Here is a 16,384-nt window from a genome sequence, read left to right as displayed (position 1 = left end):
TCACCCATGACCTAATGGTCGCTTAAGCACTCAAGGCATCATGCAAGATACCTTCGATTTGTTCTTTTGAAATGCCTTTACCAATAAAGACCAGTTGCGTTTTACGGACTTCTTCTGGCTGCCATAGACGATCAAAATACCGATCCAAACGCGTCCCAACCACCTGAAAAACCTGACGCATTGGCTTGCCATGAACAGCAGCAAATCCTTTCACTCGAAAAATATTATGCTCTTCAACTAACTGAGAAAGGGTTTCTTGTAACAGATCAGATTGCACTTCACCTAAAGACACAACAAAGGAGTCAAAGTGATCGTGGGCATGATCATGATGTTCGCCGTGTGCATGGTGATGATCATGATGATTGTGCACTTCGTCGATTCGGCTTTCTGTTGCGGCGTCGATACCAAGCAACACATCTAACGCGGCTTCGCCGTTTTCGATATAAACAGTTTTTACCGTGCTTGGTACTTCATGTGTGATGATTGCTTGGACTCGCGCTCTCGCATCTTCGTCCAACAAATCATTCTTCGTTACAACAACCAAATCTGCGGCACTCAATTGATCATCCAGTAACTCTTGCAAACTTGGGTCATGGTCAAGGCTTTCATCTGCTTCACGTTGAGCTTGTACTTTATTCTCATCATGGGCGAAACGACCGGCAGCGACAGCGGCACCATCAACAACAGTGATTACTGCATCTACCGTGCAATGCTCTTTAATCCCCGGCCAGTTGAAAGCTTGAACCAAAGGCTTAGGCAATGCCAAACCACTGGTTTCGATTAAGATATGGTCAATATCGCCACGGCGGGCAACAAGCTGCTCCATCACTGGTAAGAATTCTTCTTCCACTGTGCAACAAATACAACCATTCGCCAGTTCGTAAAAACCGTCGTCACTACGTTGGCTGCTTTCTTCACCTTCTGTGCAATCCAGCGGGCAAGAACGAAGTAAGTCTGAGTCTATGTCTAATTCACCAAATTCATTCACAATCACTGCAATGCGTTTGCCTGCGGCTTGCTTTAATACATTAGAAAGCAAGGTGGTTTTACCGCTTCCTAAAAAGCCAGTAACGATCGTTGTTGGGATCTTATTAAGCTGCATAATTAATCCTGCTCTTTGGACTTTTTGTTTTTAGGTTTATGTTCTTTTTTCAATTTGTGAACGGGTCGAAAAATATGCGCTTGCCCTTTGTCATATAAATAGGAGTCTGCAAAATCTTCAGTATCTAGTACTTTCCCGACCAATATTAGACTAGTACGAGTGAATTTTTTCTCTCTGACTTTGGCAACAATATCGGCTAACGTTCCCACGACATAGTCTTGATCTGGCCAACTGGTGCGATAACACACTGCAACAGGGCAATCTTCGCCATAATGAGGCAGTAATTCTTCAACAATTTTATGAATACGAGTCACACCTAAGTGAATCGCCAAGGTTGCACCACTTTGTGCCAAAGCAGGCAAACGTTCACGTTCAGGAAACGGTGTTTTACCTTCATAACGGGTCATAATGACGGTTTGCGAAACACCCGAAAGTGTTAGTTCTTTTTTCAACATGGCCGCCGAAGCGGCAACCGCACTCACACCGGGAATGACTTCGTAATCGATGTCGAACGCTTCCAATCGGCGAATTTGTTCGCCGATTGCACCATATAAAGCAGGATCACCACACTGTAGACGGGCAACATCTTTGCCTTCTTTAGCCGCTTTTTCAATCACTGCCGTGGTTTCATCAAGGTTCATTTCGGCAGTATCGTAAATTGCTTCAGCAGTACTACGAACACTGTCGATTACTTCAGTCGGAATCAAAGAACCTGCGTACAAAATGATGGGGCAACGCTCCATTATCTTAACGGCTTTGACCGTCATTAGGTCTGGATCGCCTGGTCCTGCTCCAATAAAATAAACTGTCATTTATCTCCACTCTTAAAGTATTAAAAAAGATATTAGAGTTTTTTCGAATAACCACGAGGTGTGTAAATCCAGTGTTTTTCACCATTTACAATGTGCTTAGAATCCGAGTTACCCACACTTACCATAGTAAACATATCAACATCTTTGGCATCTAATTGGCCTAACGTGGTAAAGGTAATGTCTTCTTCTGGTCTGGTTAGTTGACGACCAATCATCACAGGCGTGCTAGCTGGACGATACTGTAGCAAGACATCACGTGCGTGATTCAGCTGCCAATCGCGTTTTTTGGAAACTGGATTATAAAAAGACACGACAAAATCACCCGCCCCACAAGCATGCAAACGCTTATCTATGGTTTCCCATGGGGTTAATAGATCAGATAATGAGATAGTACAGAAATCGTGGCCTAACATAGCGCCAACTCGGCTGGCTCCAGCCTGCATTGCAGAAATACCGGGGATCACTTCAATATCAACATCCAGCCATTCAGGGTGGTTCTCTTTGCCTTGTAACTGTAAATCGAGCAATTCAAAGACCAAGGTCGCCATGGCGTAAATACCAATATCACCACTGGAAATAAGCGCGGTTGTTTTACCTTCTGCCGCAAGTGACAAGGCCAAACGTGCTCGACCTATTTCTTCCCCTAACGGTAAATCGTGGAAGGTTTTATCTTCGCTCAATTCACCTAGTAATTCTAAATAATAACCATAGGCTACCCAATCACTGCAGACAGCTAATGCTTTAGTTGCATTGGGTGCAACCAAACCTAAATCACCGGGCCCCATACCCATTACAAATAACTTACTCATTCTATCTCTACATTCAGTCTGGCGTTATGCAACGCGAATGGCTGCATTGTACACGGATTGCCAGTTCGACGTGATGAAAACGCCAAGTTTTAACGTGAGATATGTTCAGGTAAAAATAGATTAAGAATCGACACGCACCAAACGACAAGTAGTTTTTTCCATACTATTTAGCTCTAACTCAGCCTCGTTATCGTGAATCCAGAAAGAGATGCCTTCCCCAAGGTAAAAAGCCCCTGATGCACTTACTGCATGGTTCAGTTTATAGGTTTTATCTTTCCAACTTATATGCGCTTGTTCTGCATGAAAAAAGATACCAAGAGGATTGGTATCACATGAATAAACAGCTGAGTTTGTTTGTACAACATCATCTATTTCATATATTTTTTCTTCAAAAAAATCATCTTTATTGGCCGAAGTACAAGCCGTAATTCCAACAATCGAAGAAATGATAAGTAGTTTTTTAAAAGGTAATATTTTGACCTTCATTGTATGAGACTCCATCCTAATTATATCCAACGCTATTGAGCTTCAAGATGACATTGAACATCTAAATAATATGTATACTTGAATCAAGCACATAGACTACATACATACTATATCGGTCATGTTTCCATCCTCTACACAAAAAACCACTGAATTAGTTACTTTTTGTTACGTAAAAGGCCACTGTGTTTGCTATTTGTAAAGTTTCCTTAAAAAGGCCACATTTCAACACTCATAACGCTTTGACAGTCAATTATAAAAGCAAGTATATTTGCCTCATCGGATAATTCCGATTTCGTTCTCGGGGCGGGGTGAAATTCCCCACCGGCGGTAAAGACTGAACCTAATGTAAAGTCTAAGCCCGCGAGCGCCTTTAAGCGTTTCTAATATCTAGAAACTTAATATTAAAGGGTCAGCAGATCTGGTGTGACTCCAGAGCCGACGGTTACAGTCCGGATGATAGAGAGCGTGTCAGACAAGACCTATAACGGAGTCGCATTCTTACGACATCGTATAAAGGTATACCATATAAATATGGTGTATTTGCCTGCCCGTTCGCCCTGATTCACCTTATATTTATAGGATTTTAAAATGAATCAGAGCTCAACGAATCACATTGATTTCACACCTGCAACAAAACGCATAGCAATCCTTCATGCTACTTGGCACGAAGAGATTGTATTAAATTGCGTTAACAGCTTTAAAAGTGAATTGGTTTCTCGCGGTTACGATGCATCGTTAATTGATGTCATTCCTGTACCCGGTGCTTATGAAATACCTTTGCAAGCAAAGCTATTAGCAAAAAGTGGTAAATACGCTGCGATTGCTGGCAGCGCATTGGTTGTGGATGGCGGTATTTATCGTCACGACTTTGTTGCTCAAACTGTCTGCAATGCACTTATGCAAGTTCAATTGGAAACGGAAGTACCGGTTTTAACCGCTGTACTGACTCCGCATAACTTCCATGAACATGACGAGCACAAAGACTATTTTAGCCGCCACTTCGTTAAAAAAGGCGCCGAGCTTGCAAACGCATGCGACCAAGCGATTCGCTTGACTGAAAGCGCGAAAGCTTTATAAACCTTATCTTTTGATAATGCGTTTTGAAATGGAAATGCCCGCTCCTCTTTCGAAGAACGGGCATTTTTTTTGACCAACTTTTAACCGTTTTCCAACTAACTTTTAACGTAGACGACGAGACTCTAAGACTTTAAAAATAGAGTTCTCCTTATCCTTTTCTTCGCACAAACTCAGCATGTCATCAATAAAGAAACCAAGTGCTCTCTGCTCTATCTTCTCAATACCTTGTTGCTGCTCTACTGATAGATTTCCGTATTTCGATGCTGCACCAAAGTCACCGAACAAAACATGACCTTCTTCACTAATCAATACATTGTGTGCATACAAATCACCGTGACTGACTTTTCGCAGACAAAAGTGCGCAACTAAATTATCAACTTGCTTAATAATATGAGCAATTTTTTCGATTGAAAAAGACAAACCATCCGTAAAGGTATCTCGTGTGCAAGACACCAAACTCGGCGGCATTCCTAGGTTAGTATAATGAGCTGGAATTAACCCCATCACCAAAGCAGAACAATCTGTCTCCTCTACTTTTGCTAATGGCATCACTAAGTTGTCATGACGACCAACCGCTAGACAAGCATCCAATTCATCTTCTGGATAACCGTCACTGGTGACTTCGCCTTTAAAAACCTTTACAGCAACTTCTGTTGGAAAATTAAATTCATTATGTTTCCAAGTTGCTAAAGAAATAACACCGGAGGCGCCCTGTCCTAATACTTGATGTAAAGCGAGATCACGAAAGACTACCGTTTTAAATTCATTATGTGGATCTCGGCTGGCGCAAAATGGATTCCCTGAAAACGCGAGCCAAGCCAAACGAGGCAGCCCTAACAGTTGATTAGGGAAAGCGGTCAATCTATTGGCTGAAAGTCGAATCAGTTCGAGCTTCTGACAATTAACTATAGACATAGGGAGAGACGTTAAACGATTTCCAGCTAAGGCCAGTTTTTGCAAACGAGTTAATCGACCAAAGTCATCTGGTAATGCTTCAATCTGATTATCGGTCAAAATCAACCAACGAGTTTGGTCTGGTAATGATTCTGAAGAAACATGCGTAATTTGATTGGTTTTAAAGCCAATCATTTCTAGGTTTTCACATTTACCCAAAACACTCGGCAATTCTGTAAAACGATTATTTGAACAAAATATAATCCGAAGCTTTTTCAGTCTATGAAGGTCATCCGGCAACTGGCTCAAATGATTATTCGACAAGTCTAAGATCTCTAAACTATCAGCAAGGTCAAAAATAGCATCAGGAAAGGTGGTTAGATTTTCGGACAATTGTAGGCGAATAATGCCATGTAATTTGCCATTATTAAGTTGTTCTAAAGTCTGCAAAATTAAACTCATTATATAAAAGATGAGCCATTATACCCTGCTCATCCCCATTAAAAGTAACTCTGCTTATTTTTTCGCACCAACATAGAACAAAAAGATAAAAAAACGCCCAAAATAAGCTTGGTTAATATTCGATCAAAATATATAATGTTTTTTTGTTAATTTTTGTTAAAGCGTTTATTTTTAAAGAGTTTTATTCTAAGCATCAAATATAAACCTAACAAGCCCCCACTTCTCAAATGGAATGATCATGACACAGCTAAAACAGCGCACTTTAAAAAACGACTTATTTGTATACAGAGCCTTATTAGCCCAAGCTCCAGTATTACTACTCAGCGGACTTATAGGAGAACAACTTTTTTCTTTTACTCTAATTGCTTCTGTATTTTTGATTATCGCTACTCAAGCAATTTATAGTTTATTTAAAGGAAAGCTGACTTTTTCTATTTTGGCCGGCATCTTGATGATGTTTGTTTCTTCATTCCTAATTCAGAGTCAATTAGGGTTAGTTGAAATGCATTTTCACATCTTTGCTTCAATGGCTGTATTTCTTATTTATCAAAAATGGCAACCAATTATTGCAGCCCTTGTCACCACAGCGCTTTATCACATTGGTTTTATGTATGTTCAAATGGCAGGCGTTCATATAGGTGAGATGCCTATTATGGTATTTTCTGGACACCACAATATGGGCATTATGATCGTCCATTGTGTGTTTGCCATTGCAGAAGCCGGTGTACTTATTTACATGGCCCACCTAATGACAAAAGAGTCTTCAGCGAACGTTAAGATCGCTGAAGCAATTGAGCAAATTTCGAATAAAAATGATTTATCTATTCGTATTGAAAAGCCATCTTCAAATGCCGAAGTTGCTTTAAATAGACTACTAGAGAAATTATCTTCTTTATTTGGTGATTACCAAAAAATTGCAAAAGTTCTGGTTAATTCAAGTACTCAAATAAACCGTATTACTGATAAAGCCAGCACCAGTGTAGAAGAAAGTAAACACCGATCTTTAGATACAGCATCAGCCACTGAAGAAGTGTCCCAGTCAATGAAGTCTGTATCAGAAAGCAGTCTACAATCTGCTGAAATTGTTCGCGAATTAGAAAAAGACACCATCAATGATAGACAACAGGCGCTCACTATCATGCAAGATATGGAGTTACTGGCAGAAGATACTACATCAATATCCGATTCTCTTCAGGCGTTAACCTCCGAAGTCGAAGCCATTACTCAACTACTACAATCTATTCGCAGTATTTCAGAACAAACTAATTTGTTAGCTCTAAACGCAGCAATTGAAGCAGCAAGAGCAGGAGAGACAGGACGAGGGTTTGCGGTTGTTGCTGATGAAGTTCGAACCCTTGCACAACGTTCCAGCGAATCCACAGATGACATAGAAAAAGTTCTTGAACGTTTAAACATCAGCGTTGATAAAACGGTTAGTTCCATGGAATCTGGTCAAAAACGTACCAATATCAATGTTGAACACGCTTTAAATATCTCTAACGGTTTACGTAAAAGGTCTGAGGATGTGAGCAATATTGCTTTAAACAGCCAGACTGTTGCAGAAAGTACGTTAGAACAAGATAAAGTTGTCGCTCTAATCAGTGAAAAAATCAGCGATAATGCACAAGCAATTCAGCTTTTATCTGAACTAATGGAAGAGCTAATGCAGAGCAGTAATGATATTTATAAAGTAACTCAAGAGTACGAGGAAAAAGCAGCTTCGTTCAAAATATAACTGAACTTTAAACAACGCATCACTGCATAGCTGACCATATTAAATCACCTCACTTGGAATATGGTCAGCTCACACCTTAGTACCATTCACCACACTAATTTAATCTTTTTCCACTATTTTTTTAAAATTTTTCGACGTTTTTTTAAACCCTTATTCCTCTTTCTTTGCTAAACGAGGAATCAACTGATATAAAACAAACAAAAAAACAAAAATTTGAATTTTTTTCCTACAAAAACCAATAAATAGAGAACAAAATGCACTTAGACAACATAGATTTGCAACTACTTGCCTTAATTCAAGGCAATGATAGTATCTCAACAGAAGCAATGGCTCACCAAGTTGGTTTATCTAAAACACCTTGTTGGAGACGTGTTCAGAAACTCGAAAAAGCCGGATTCATCAAGCGTCGAGTCGCTTTGCTAGACGCGGATAAATTAGGGCTTGGCGTATCGGTTTTTGTACAGGTAAAAACTAATCAACATGACGCAAACTGGGCCATTGAATTTGCGCGGCATTGTGGCTGAATTCCCAGAAGTAGTGGAATTTTATCGCATGGCGGGTGAATACGATTATTTGCTGCGAGTATTAGTAAAAGACATTCCCTCTTATGACAAATTTTATAAACGCTTAATCAGCGCAACTGCTTTAACAGACGTAACGTCTAACTTCGCTATGGAACAGATTAAATGGACCACGGAGTTACCTTTACCTGCAAGGTAAATACTAGACATTTTGTTTGCTATGGCAGGTGCTAAAAAGGACATCACATGCCAACGGCAACGCTTACAAAAATTGGAACAGGCACAAACCATACTAATCAAGACAATCTAATCACTCGTATTCGTCAAGGTATTATTGGTAAAGACAGTCAAATAACCACGCCATTTGGACCAAGACTATTAACTTATGCAGACTACACAGCGTCTGGTCGTAGCGTAGATTTTATTGAAGACGCTATTCGTCAATATGTTCTTCCGCTTTACGCCAATACTCATACAGAAGCCAATGCGACAGGTCAACAAACCACGACGTTTCGAGAACAAGCACGAGAGCAAATCCGCTCAGCGGTGAATGCCTGTAGTGAAGACTTAGTCATGTTCTGTGGCAGTGGCGCCACCAGCGCAATCAATACACTTATTACACAATTAGGTTTACCCCAACTCTCACCTACAGAGCAATCTAATGTTTGCGTTTTAATTGGCCCCTACGAGCATCACTCTAACGAATTACCTTGGCGAGAATTGAATGTTAAAGTCATTCGAATTACGGAATCAAAAGAGGGTGACGTTTGCCTTAATGATTTAGAGCTGCAACTTAAAGCCAATCAAGGAAAACGCCTCATTGGTAGCTTTAGTGCGGCTTCAAACGTTACTGGTATTCTATGTAACCAAGATGCTATCACAGAACTTTTACATCGTTATAATGCTCTCTCGTTTTGGGATTTTGCCGCTGCGGCACCTTATGTTGAATTAGACATGAACCCTGAAACTGATCCGAAATTTGCCAAAGACGCGATATTCTTTTCAACGCATAAACTCATCGGCGGCCCAGGTACACCGGGGGTCTTAGTCGTCAAAAAAGCTATTATCGAAAACCCAAAACCAAGTCTTGTTGGTGGTGGAACGGTGTCTTTTGTCACGCCCAATGATCATACATTTTTGCCAATAGGCGAACGTCGGGAAGAAGGCGGTACACCGGGAATCGTTGAATCCATTCGTGCGGGATTGGTGTTCCAACTTAAACAAGCAGTGGGAACCGATGCTATTGAAAAACGTGAACATGAACTGACTGAGATGATAGACAACAGATGGCGTAAGAATCCGCTAATTGAGCGTTTAGGCCATCAAGAAGCGAGTCGTTTATCTATTACGGCATTTCGAATTAAAACGGAACGCAACTCTTTACAGCAAAGCTATTTGCATCATGGTTTTGTTACCGCCCTACTCAATGATTTGTTTGGTATTCAGGTTCGCGGTGGTTGCTCTTGCGCTGGTCCATACGGACATCAATTGCTAAACATCAATGAGCAAGAGTCGAAACGCATTCAAGAGGCCATTAAGCAAGGCGAAAAATTGGTGAAGCCAGGCTGGGTTCGATTCAATTTGAATTACTTTCTAGAAGACTCAGAAGCCAATTTTATTTTGGATGCCATCGACTTTGTTGCTCAACATGGTTTAGCCCTATTACCTTTTTATGCTTACGATCAAAGTACCGATTTATGGCGCTTCCAAGGAAACAGCTCAACGCCAATGTCATTGACTGAATTGCTCTGGAAGTCGTTAGACAAAAAAGAAGAAGATCGTAATCTAGAAAATGGTTCTCTAGACAGTAAAAACACAGACAGCAAAAGTGCTTATTTAGCGGAAGCGTTGAAAGTTGTTCAGCGTTGCCAAGAAGGCCAATACGCAACTCAAAAGCAACCTTTTAACGATGAGTTTAATGACCTTAAACGCTTTGTATTGGTTCAGGATCTTCTTTAAAGGGAAAGACTCTAAAGAATGACAATAAAAGGAAGGTTTAGAAAGCGCTAACAAATAGTTTGGCGCTTTCTTTTTTCTTTCTAAAAAAACAAAGCATAAAGATTAGTTTGTTAATAAATTAAACTGCATGCCGACACGTAATATTCCTGTACTTAAGACATTGGCTCTTAACCCACCTGTCCGCATCCAAGCCTTCACAACTTGGGTCGATGTTAACGAATCATTCGACAGAGCTCGCCCCAGTGCACCACAAGGCTCACATAACTCAACACCATAAAAGCGAACATCACCAATCGAAAATTCTTGTCCGACCAACTGATTCAGTCGCACGCTTTGGGTGACGATATTACGTCGAGTAGATGATTGGCTAATGCTTTGTCCAAAATTCGCATTAAACGCAGCAATAGCTTCACTTTCAACAAAAGTAATATTCTGACCAGCCTCACTACGTTTTCCATAGTTTCTGTCGCCTACAATACCTTTGCCGGCGTCTACTTTAACGGCTTCTATACCAACCTGAGGTTGCTTAGATTTTTTTGCCACATAAATCGCTTGAATCAACTATGGCCTCCTAAGGCACTGTTCTTTCTTATCTCGAGTCTATCTATTAGGGACTTTCTATATCAGGTACTATGCTTATCATAGCGTCTTTAAAAAGCTAGACAGGTAACTTGACGGCCATTTTTTGATAAGGAATATCACCTTTAAAAAATCGCTCACCTTCTGCTCTCATGCCAAAACGTTGATAAAGTGTCATAGCATTTTCCCGAGCATCACACCAAAGCATACCAACACTCTGTTGCTGCAATACATCTATTATATGCTTTAAAACAAAACTCCCAATACCTTTACCTTGATATTCCTCTATCGTTGCAAATTTACGCAATCGTGCAATTCGTTGTTTATTACTTAAAAGCCTGGCATTAGAAAGCTCTTGAATAAAAATCGACGCCACGCAAATTAACTTACCCTCGATAAACATACCAAAGTGCTCACCACTTTCATCTCCTTCTACACGGCATTCATCCATGGTCTTATTTGGCCACAGGACACAATGGCGAATAGGTAGAGTCTCTTCAGCTGTGATTTGTCGAATTACCCAAAAATCATTTGAAACTGAGCTCATTATGATAACCATATCAATTCGTCATAAGGTGCTGTTCTTAAGGATTCAAGACGAGTTTGTAATGAGCCTGAATGCAACTCTAATTTGTGCCCGTCAGGGTCCTCTATATAAAATGAGTCACCTTCACTGGTATTTTCTTGCCAGTTCTTTATTTTCAAAAAGCGAGCTTTTTGAGTGATAGCCAAAATCGTCGGGGCATCAAAAGTAAAGGCAAAATGAGTATAATCCTGACTCGGCTTTGTCTCACCAAGAGATAGACAAAGCCAGCAATTACCATAAGACAAATAAGCACCAGTACGCCAACGGACTTCACCTTTAAAGCCAAGAAAATCACAATAAAACACATATGACACATCAAGGTTGCTGACACTTAAGGTCAAATGGTTAAAACCATTTACACTGGTCATTTGAGGCATCAATTGTTCGCCTAATGCCGTTATCATAGAATGAATTTTTGTGGCTTTCTCAAAGTGATTTAGCTCATGTTCTTCAATCCACCAACGAGCAATTTCCATAAGAGCCGCCGGGTCATCATTTTTATTCGCAAAAAAAGCATAAAAAGAAACCTGAACCCCATCACCTTTTTGTTTTATTTTTTCTGTGCATACCGACAGAATCTTTTCCCTAATTCTTAAATTCATACATTTTTTCTCTTTTTTTGTCTTAATTTACGCTTGAACCCTGTGCGGCATCATTATGATAAATAAAACCTTTATGCGACTAAAGTCTGACTTCTTATTCAACAAACCCCTGATAGATTAGATAGTGCAAATAAAAATAATTATAAGGAGATCTACAATGTCAGATCATAACAATAATGCAGAAAAATACTGGCAAGCAAACTTAAGGCTGATTCTAGGCAGCCTAGTAGTTTGGGCGCTAGCCTCTTATGGCTGTGCCATCATACTTCGTCCTATGCTCTCGGGCATTATGATTGGAGGTGCTGATCTAGGCTTCTGGTTTGCTCAGCAAGGTTCTATCCTCGTATTCATCATTTTGACTTTCTTCTACGCTTGGAGAATGAACAAACTTGATGAAGAATTTGGCCTTCAGGAGTAAGACGTATGGATCAGTTTACTATTAATTTACTTTTCGTCGGTGGCTCATTCGCGCTTTATTTCGGTATTGCATTTTGGGCTCGAGCTGGCTCAACAAAAGAATTCTATGTTGCCGGTGGCGGTGTTCATCCTGTATTAAACGGTATGGCGACAGCGGCAGATTGGATGTCTGCGGCATCTTTCATCTCCATGGCAGGCTTAATCGCAGCGGGCGGTTACGCTAACTCAACCTATTTAATGGGTTGGACTGGTGGTTATGTACTACTTGCTATGTTACTTGCACCTTACCTTCGCAAATTTGGTAAATTCACTGTCCCAGATTTCATTGGTGATCGTTTCTACAGCAGTACTGCTCGTCTTGTTGCTGTCGCTTGTTTGATCATTGCTTCGGTAACGTATGTTATCGGTCAAATGACTGGTGCTGGTGTAGCTTTCTCTCGCTTCTTAGAAGTAGATAACAATACTGGCTTAATCATCGCCGCTATTGTAGTTTTCTTCTACGCAGTATTAGGCGGCATGAAAGGTATTACTTACACTCAGGTTGCTCAATATGTTGTATTGATCATCGCTTACACTATTCCAGCGGTTTTCATCTCTCTACAACTAACTGATACCTTCATTCCTGCAATAGGTCTTTTCTCGACTCATGCTGAATCTGGTATACCTTTGTTACAAAAACTTGATGAAGTTGTACGTGAACTTGGTTTCCAAGATTACACTGCAGATGTTGATAACAAATTAAACATGATTCTGTTTACTCTATCCTTGATGATAGGTACTGCAGGTCTACCACACGTTATCATTCGTTTCTTCACAGTACCTAAAGTTGCCGATGCTCGCTGGTCTGCTGGTTGGGCATTAGTCTTTATCGCTTTGTTGTACCTAACAGCTCCAGCTGTTGCGTCTATGGCTCGTTTAAACCTATTAACGACTATTTACCCATCTGGTCCAACAGAACAACCTATTGAATATGCGGAACGCCCTGATTGGGTTCAAACTTGGGAAACAACAGGCTTAATCAAGTTTGAAGATAAAAATGGTGACGGCCGTGTGCAATTCTACAATGATGTTCCTGCATTCCAAGACGAAGCTACTGCTCGTGGTTGGGAAGGTAACGAGTTAGTCGTTAACCGTGACATTCTCGTATTGGCAAACCCAGAAATCGCAAATCTTCCAAGTTGGGTTATTGGTCTTATTGCAGCAGGTGGTCTTGCGGCCGCACTATCAACCGCAGCTGGCTTATTGTTAGCCATTTCCTCAGCAATCAGTCATGACTTAATAAAAGGCTCAATAAATCCTAATATCAGTGATAAAGGTGAATTGAAAGCCGCTAGGATATCCATGTTTGTTGCCATTGTTGTAGCCACCTATTTAGGTATGAATCCACCAGGATTTGCCGCTCAGGTAGTTGCTCTGGCCTTCGGTATTGCAGCAGCATCCATCTTCCCTGCGTTGATGATGGGTATCTTCTCAAAACGTGTAAACAGCAAGGGCGCCGTTTCAGGTATGCTTGCAGGTTTAATTTCTACCTTGGTTTATATTTTCTTATTCCTTGGTTGGTTCTTTATTCCAGGCACAGCATCTTTCGCAAACACCCCTGATAACTGGTTATTTGGTATTTCACCTCTGTCCTTCGGTGCAGTTGGTGCGGTAGTTAACTTTGCCGTTGCCTTCACTGTATCTTCAATGACAGAAGAGCCACCAAAAGAAATCCAAGACCTTGTAGAGAGCGTTCGTTATCCTCAAGGTGCTGGCGGTGCAGTTGATCATTAATACACATTGATCAAGTTAGTGTAAAAAGCACTAGTACAGAAAAGCACTATCTGTAATGATCGAGCCTTCTATTTTCTAATTAGAAGATAGAAGGCTCGATTCCTTAATACCTTACCTAGTAAAAACCTTAATAAAAAAGAGAAGATTTATGATTTGGGAACTCATTGCGACGATTTTCGCCGGTATCGGTGGCGCGGGTATTGCCCTACTAATCAGAAAGCTATCTAGACAAATGGCACCAAAATGGTTGGTTCCTGTGTTTGCAGGTATGGCCATGTTAGGATTTCAAATCCAAGGTGAATATGACTGGTATGACCATCAGACAAGCTTATTGCCCAATGGTGTTATCGTTGTAAAAGCCGTTGAAGAAGAAGCACCATGGCGCCCTTGGAGTTATATTTTTCCTCAAACTATGCGCTTTATTGCAGCAGATGTTGCCAACTCTGCGACAAACAAAATTGACCCTAGTCTTGTTTTAGTCGACTTGTATTTTTTCGAACGACGTAGTCTAGCGAAACGTGTCCCACAAATTATTGATTGCATAAACAAAGCAAGAACAGACTTCACTCAATCTTTTAGTGCATCAAATGACCCTGCTAATTCAAGTTTACCTGTTGACTCTTCAACGACTTGGTACCCTCTTGAAAGCGATGATCCATTAATAACGGCTCTTTGCGGCAATCCTTCATAATTGATTTTCATCCATGACGTCCTAGAAACATATATTCTAGGACGATAAGCACATTAGGAATGTTAAAAACACAAAATAATATGAAGCAAAACTAGAAATATATTCTTCTTGGCTTGATCCTTTCTCATTGGCATAACATCTCGTATCTCACCATACTGTTTATTTCCCCCCTATAAAAGCCAATACATTATGAAGATCTCATCCACAGAACGTGACGCTGTCTATAAAACCATTTTTGCTCGTCGCGATGTACGCCGTGAATTCAAATCAGACCCAATTCCAAAGGAAGTGTTAGAAAGAGTTATTTTGGCTGCTCATCACGCACCAAGCGTTGGATTTATGCAGCCTTGGGACTTCATTGTCACCAAAAGTCCAACAACTAAATCAGCCATCAAAAAAGGTTTTCAGGAGGCTCATGCTGAAGCTGCAGAACTCTTTGATGGCGAACGAAAAGAGCAATATAAGAAGCTAAAACTAGAAGGCATTGAAGAAGCCCCCCTAGGAATTTGTATAACTTGTGATCGAACCCGAACCGACTCTGTTGTATTAGGCAGAACAGCTAAACCCGAGATGGATTTATTCAGCTCAGTTTGTGCCGTGCAAAACCTTTGGCTGGCGGCAAGAGCTGAAAATTTAGGTGTCGGATGGGTTAGCATTATTCATGATGACACCGTACGAAAGGCGCTTCACATTCCAGAACACATAGAAATTATTGCTTATTTATGCATTGGCTATGTGGAAAAATTCCAAACAGCACCAGATCTAGAAAGAGTCGGGTGGCTACCAAGACGAACCATTGATTCGGTTGTCCATGAAGAACGCTGGCCGAAATAAAAATAATCATACACTAACCTATAGATTAGTTTTTCTCACCTTTTGGCGTATTTTTTATCGTTTGTCATCCTTTAGTGTGAGCTCTATCATTTGTTTATCGAAATAAAGAAATTAACTGATAAAAATCAAATTGGAGAATATTATGCAAACTGAAAAATGGGTTAGTGAACTTGTCAACTCTGTAAATACAACTTACATGTCTGAATCTGAAAAATTGGCTATGATAGCAAATGCAGAACGTGCAGATTTCATCGCTAAGTTAGTTGTAGCTGGCTTTAAGAAGGTTACAAAAGTGTTTACTGCGATTAAGAAAAACCTTAATCCTCATACGATCAAACACGCTTAATTAGAGTTTAGAAAACCTATAAAGACATATCGAGTAAGCGTCTATTTATGCAATGAATCCATTAAAAATAGATACCATGGCTTGCTCAACTGAATTGGTCGCGAAAACAAGAATATAAGCGCACCAACATCTAACCTTCCTTTTTTATCGTAATTCATATCAATTACCCTTTCCCAAATCTAATTATTTCGGCCAGAATAAGCAATCTCATATTGACCATGGTTCGAAAGGAAATAACGATGATAACCTGGCATTGCTTACTTTTTAATGATTTAACTATTCGTACCCTTTACGATTTAATGAAAGCTCGAGTTGATGTTTTCGTAGTCGAACAAAATTGCCCTTATCCGGAATTAGACGGCATTGATACATTACCTGATACTAAGCACCTATTTGCTATGGACAACAATCAACCAGCGGCATATGCCAGAGTGATTGCACCACATGCTAGCTACCCAGATCACAGCAGCATTGGCCGTGTTTTAGTTGTTGCTGAGTATAGAAAAGATAAACTAGGCCATACACTTATCAAGCAAGCAATTCAAACAGCCTTAGCATCATGGCCAAATACGCCGATCAAAATTGGTGCCCAGTCTCGCCTTGAAAACTTCTATCAAGCCCATGGTTTTAAAACGGTATCTGAACTATACATAGAAGATGGAATCGAACATATTTCTATGGTTTTAATGCCAGAATAAA

At 40.3% G+C, this 16,384-nt stretch carries 19 protein-coding genes, 1 pseudogene and 1 riboswitch; of the genes and pseudogenes, 11 read left to right on the top strand and 9 right to left on the bottom strand.

Annotated elements, in window-relative coordinates:
* Nucleotides 1–22: 22 nt before the first annotated feature.
* The 4 genes from cobW to AC0L3Y_RS11355 form a co-directional block, all read right to left on the bottom strand.
* On the bottom strand, nt 23–1,102 hold the full coding sequence (gene cobW / locus AC0L3Y_RS11370) for a cobalamin biosynthesis protein CobW (protein ID WP_473462875.1): 1,080 nt from the start codon (nt 1,100–1,102) through the stop codon (nt 23–25).
* 2 nt (nt 1,103–1,104) lie between these two features.
* Complete coding sequence (gene cobM / locus AC0L3Y_RS11365) at nt 1,105–1,914, bottom strand: precorrin-4 C(11)-methyltransferase (protein WP_473462872.1); 810 nt, start codon at nt 1,912–1,914, stop codon at nt 1,105–1,107.
* Nucleotides 1,915–1,946: 32 nt separating this feature from the next.
* Nucleotides 1,947–2,723, bottom strand: coding sequence for a precorrin-3B C(17)-methyltransferase (cobJ, locus tag AC0L3Y_RS11360; RefSeq protein ID WP_473462868.1), 777 nt, complete (start codon nt 2,721–2,723; stop codon nt 1,947–1,949).
* A 120-nt stretch (nt 2,724–2,843) separates the two neighbouring features.
* A complete protein-coding gene (locus tag AC0L3Y_RS11355; RefSeq protein WP_473462865.1) occupies nt 2,844–3,209 on the bottom strand; it encodes an MliC family protein in 366 nt (121 codons plus the stop codon).
* 290 nt (nt 3,210–3,499) lie between these two features.
* Nucleotides 3,500–3,678: riboswitch (FMN riboswitch) on the top strand.
* 119 nt (nt 3,679–3,797) lie between these two features.
* On the opposite strand from AC0L3Y_RS11355, the gene AC0L3Y_RS11350 reads away from it, so the two are divergent.
* Nucleotides 3,798–4,286, top strand: a complete 489-nt coding sequence (locus tag AC0L3Y_RS11350; protein WP_473462862.1) for a 6,7-dimethyl-8-ribityllumazine synthase — start codon at nt 3,798–3,800, stop codon at nt 4,284–4,286.
* A 102-nt stretch (nt 4,287–4,388) separates the two neighbouring features.
* On the opposite strand, the gene AC0L3Y_RS11345 is transcribed toward AC0L3Y_RS11350, so the two are convergent.
* A complete protein-coding gene (locus tag AC0L3Y_RS11345; protein WP_473462858.1) occupies nt 4,389–5,630 on the bottom strand; it encodes a protein kinase in 1,242 nt (413 codons plus the stop codon).
* A gap of 250 nt (nt 5,631–5,880) precedes the next feature.
* Here AC0L3Y_RS11345 and AC0L3Y_RS11340 point away from each other — a divergent pair, with 250 nt between their 5' ends.
* From AC0L3Y_RS11340 to AC0L3Y_RS11325, 4 genes are all read left to right on the top strand, one after another.
* Nucleotides 5,881–7,377, top strand: coding sequence for a methyl-accepting chemotaxis protein (locus tag AC0L3Y_RS11340; RefSeq protein ID WP_473462853.1), 1,497 nt, complete (start codon nt 5,881–5,883; stop codon nt 7,375–7,377).
* Nucleotides 7,378–7,631: 254 nt separating this feature from the next.
* Entirely contained in the window at nt 7,632–7,901 is a 270-nt protein-coding gene (locus AC0L3Y_RS11335) for an Lrp/AsnC family transcriptional regulator (RefSeq protein ID WP_473462849.1), read from the top strand.
* Nucleotides 7,894–8,097, top strand: coding sequence for an Lrp/AsnC ligand binding domain-containing protein (locus AC0L3Y_RS11330; protein WP_473462842.1), 204 nt, complete (start codon nt 7,894–7,896; stop codon nt 8,095–8,097). Before AC0L3Y_RS11335 ends, AC0L3Y_RS11330 begins: the two co-directional genes overlap by 8 nt.
* A 47-nt stretch (nt 8,098–8,144) precedes the next feature.
* Nucleotides 8,145–9,857 (top strand): aminotransferase class V-fold PLP-dependent enzyme, encoded by a 1,713-nt coding sequence (locus AC0L3Y_RS11325; protein WP_473462838.1) that lies wholly within the window; start codon nt 8,145–8,147, stop codon nt 9,855–9,857.
* A 102-nt stretch (nt 9,858–9,959) separates the two neighbouring features.
* On the opposite strand, the gene AC0L3Y_RS11320 is transcribed toward AC0L3Y_RS11325, so the two are convergent.
* From AC0L3Y_RS11320 to AC0L3Y_RS11305, 4 genes and pseudogenes are all read right to left on the bottom strand, one after another.
* Entirely contained in the window at nt 9,960–10,418 is a 459-nt protein-coding gene (locus AC0L3Y_RS11320; protein ID WP_473462832.1) for an MOSC domain-containing protein, read from the bottom strand.
* A gap of 97 nt (nt 10,419–10,515) precedes the next feature.
* A complete protein-coding gene (locus tag AC0L3Y_RS11315; RefSeq protein WP_473462827.1) occupies nt 10,516–10,983 on the bottom strand; it encodes a GNAT family N-acetyltransferase in 468 nt (155 codons plus the stop codon).
* The gene (locus tag AC0L3Y_RS11310; protein ID WP_473470620.1) at nt 10,983–11,390 is read right to left on the bottom strand and encodes a VOC family protein; all 408 of its coding nucleotides are present in this window, start codon (nt 11,388–11,390) and stop codon (nt 10,983–10,985) included. Before AC0L3Y_RS11310 ends, AC0L3Y_RS11315 begins: the two co-directional genes overlap by 1 nt.
* Before the next feature lie 42 nt (nt 11,391–11,432).
* Nucleotides 11,433–11,624, bottom strand: a pseudogene (locus AC0L3Y_RS11305) (DUF6500 family protein); the annotation flags it as partial.
* Between the two features lie 157 nt (nt 11,625–11,781).
* Between AC0L3Y_RS11305 and AC0L3Y_RS11300 the strand changes: the two are divergent.
* From AC0L3Y_RS11300 to AC0L3Y_RS11275, 6 genes are all read left to right on the top strand, one after another.
* A complete protein-coding gene (locus AC0L3Y_RS11300) occupies nt 11,782–12,042 on the top strand; it encodes a DUF4212 domain-containing protein (protein WP_036160285.1) in 261 nt (86 codons plus the stop codon).
* A gap of 5 nt (nt 12,043–12,047) precedes the next feature.
* Nucleotides 12,048–13,814, top strand: a complete 1,767-nt coding sequence (locus AC0L3Y_RS11295) for a sodium:solute symporter family protein (protein WP_473462819.1) — start codon at nt 12,048–12,050, stop codon at nt 13,812–13,814.
* Between the two features lie 148 nt (nt 13,815–13,962).
* Nucleotides 13,963–14,505 (top strand): hypothetical protein, encoded by a 543-nt coding sequence (locus tag AC0L3Y_RS11290; protein ID WP_473462815.1) that lies wholly within the window; start codon nt 13,963–13,965, stop codon nt 14,503–14,505.
* Nucleotides 14,506–14,694: 189 nt separating this feature from the next.
* The gene (bluB, locus tag AC0L3Y_RS11285; RefSeq protein ID WP_473462812.1) at nt 14,695–15,339 is read left to right on the top strand and encodes a 5,6-dimethylbenzimidazole synthase; all 645 of its coding nucleotides are present in this window, start codon (nt 14,695–14,697) and stop codon (nt 15,337–15,339) included.
* A gap of 142 nt (nt 15,340–15,481) precedes the next feature.
* Nucleotides 15,482–15,685, top strand: coding sequence for a hypothetical protein (locus AC0L3Y_RS11280; RefSeq protein WP_473462809.1), 204 nt, complete (start codon nt 15,482–15,484; stop codon nt 15,683–15,685).
* Nucleotides 15,686–15,924: 239 nt separating this feature from the next.
* Nucleotides 15,925–16,383: a GNAT family N-acetyltransferase gene (locus AC0L3Y_RS11275; protein WP_473462804.1), complete on the top strand. Its 459-nt coding sequence runs from the start codon at nt 15,925–15,927 to the stop codon at nt 16,381–16,383.
* Nucleotide 16,384: the final 1 nt, after the last annotated feature.

Source organism: Marinomonas sp. GJ51-14 (assembly GCF_055808695.1).
This window is presented reverse-complemented; position numbering and strand designations above follow the sequence as displayed.

Bases quoted from the DNA above. Each gene is read 5' to 3' on its own strand.
- cobW (WP_473462875.1), bottom strand. From the start codon at position 1,102: ATGCAGCTTAATAAGATCCCAACAACGATCGTTACTGGCTTTTTAGGA.
- cobM (WP_473462872.1), bottom strand. From the start codon at position 1,914: ATGACAGTTTATTTTATTGGAGCAGGACCAGGCGATCCAGACCTAATG.
- cobJ (WP_473462868.1), bottom strand. From the start codon at position 2,723: ATGAGTAAGTTATTTGTAATGGGTATGGGGCCCGGTGATTTAGGTTTG.
- AC0L3Y_RS11355 (WP_473462865.1), bottom strand. From the start codon at position 3,209: ATGAAGGTCAAAATATTACCTTTTAAAAAACTACTTATCATTTCTTCG.
- AC0L3Y_RS11350 (WP_473462862.1), top strand. From the start codon at position 3,798: ATGAATCAGAGCTCAACGAATCACATTGATTTCACACCTGCAACAAAA.
- AC0L3Y_RS11340 (WP_473462853.1), top strand. From the start codon at position 5,881: ATGACACAGCTAAAACAGCGCACTTTAAAAAACGACTTATTTGTATAC.
- AC0L3Y_RS11335 (WP_473462849.1), top strand. From the start codon at position 7,632: ATGCACTTAGACAACATAGATTTGCAACTACTTGCCTTAATTCAAGGC.
- AC0L3Y_RS11325 (WP_473462838.1), top strand. From the start codon at position 8,145: ATGCCAACGGCAACGCTTACAAAAATTGGAACAGGCACAAACCATACT.
- AC0L3Y_RS11315 (WP_473462827.1), bottom strand. From the start codon at position 10,983: ATGAGCTCAGTTTCAAATGATTTTTGGGTAATTCGACAAATCACAGCT.
- AC0L3Y_RS11310 (WP_473470620.1), bottom strand. From the start codon at position 11,390: ATGACCAGTGTAAATGGTTTTAACCATTTGACCTTAAGTGTCAGCAAC.
- AC0L3Y_RS11300 (WP_036160285.1), top strand. From the start codon at position 11,782: ATGTCAGATCATAACAATAATGCAGAAAAATACTGGCAAGCAAACTTA.
- AC0L3Y_RS11295 (WP_473462819.1), top strand. From the start codon at position 12,048: ATGGATCAGTTTACTATTAATTTACTTTTCGTCGGTGGCTCATTCGCG.
- AC0L3Y_RS11290 (WP_473462815.1), top strand. From the start codon at position 13,963: ATGATTTGGGAACTCATTGCGACGATTTTCGCCGGTATCGGTGGCGCG.
- bluB (WP_473462812.1), top strand. From the start codon at position 14,695: ATGAAGATCTCATCCACAGAACGTGACGCTGTCTATAAAACCATTTTT.
- AC0L3Y_RS11280 (WP_473462809.1), top strand. From the start codon at position 15,482: ATGCAAACTGAAAAATGGGTTAGTGAACTTGTCAACTCTGTAAATACA.
- AC0L3Y_RS11275 (WP_473462804.1), top strand. From the start codon at position 15,925: ATGATAACCTGGCATTGCTTACTTTTTAATGATTTAACTATTCGTACC.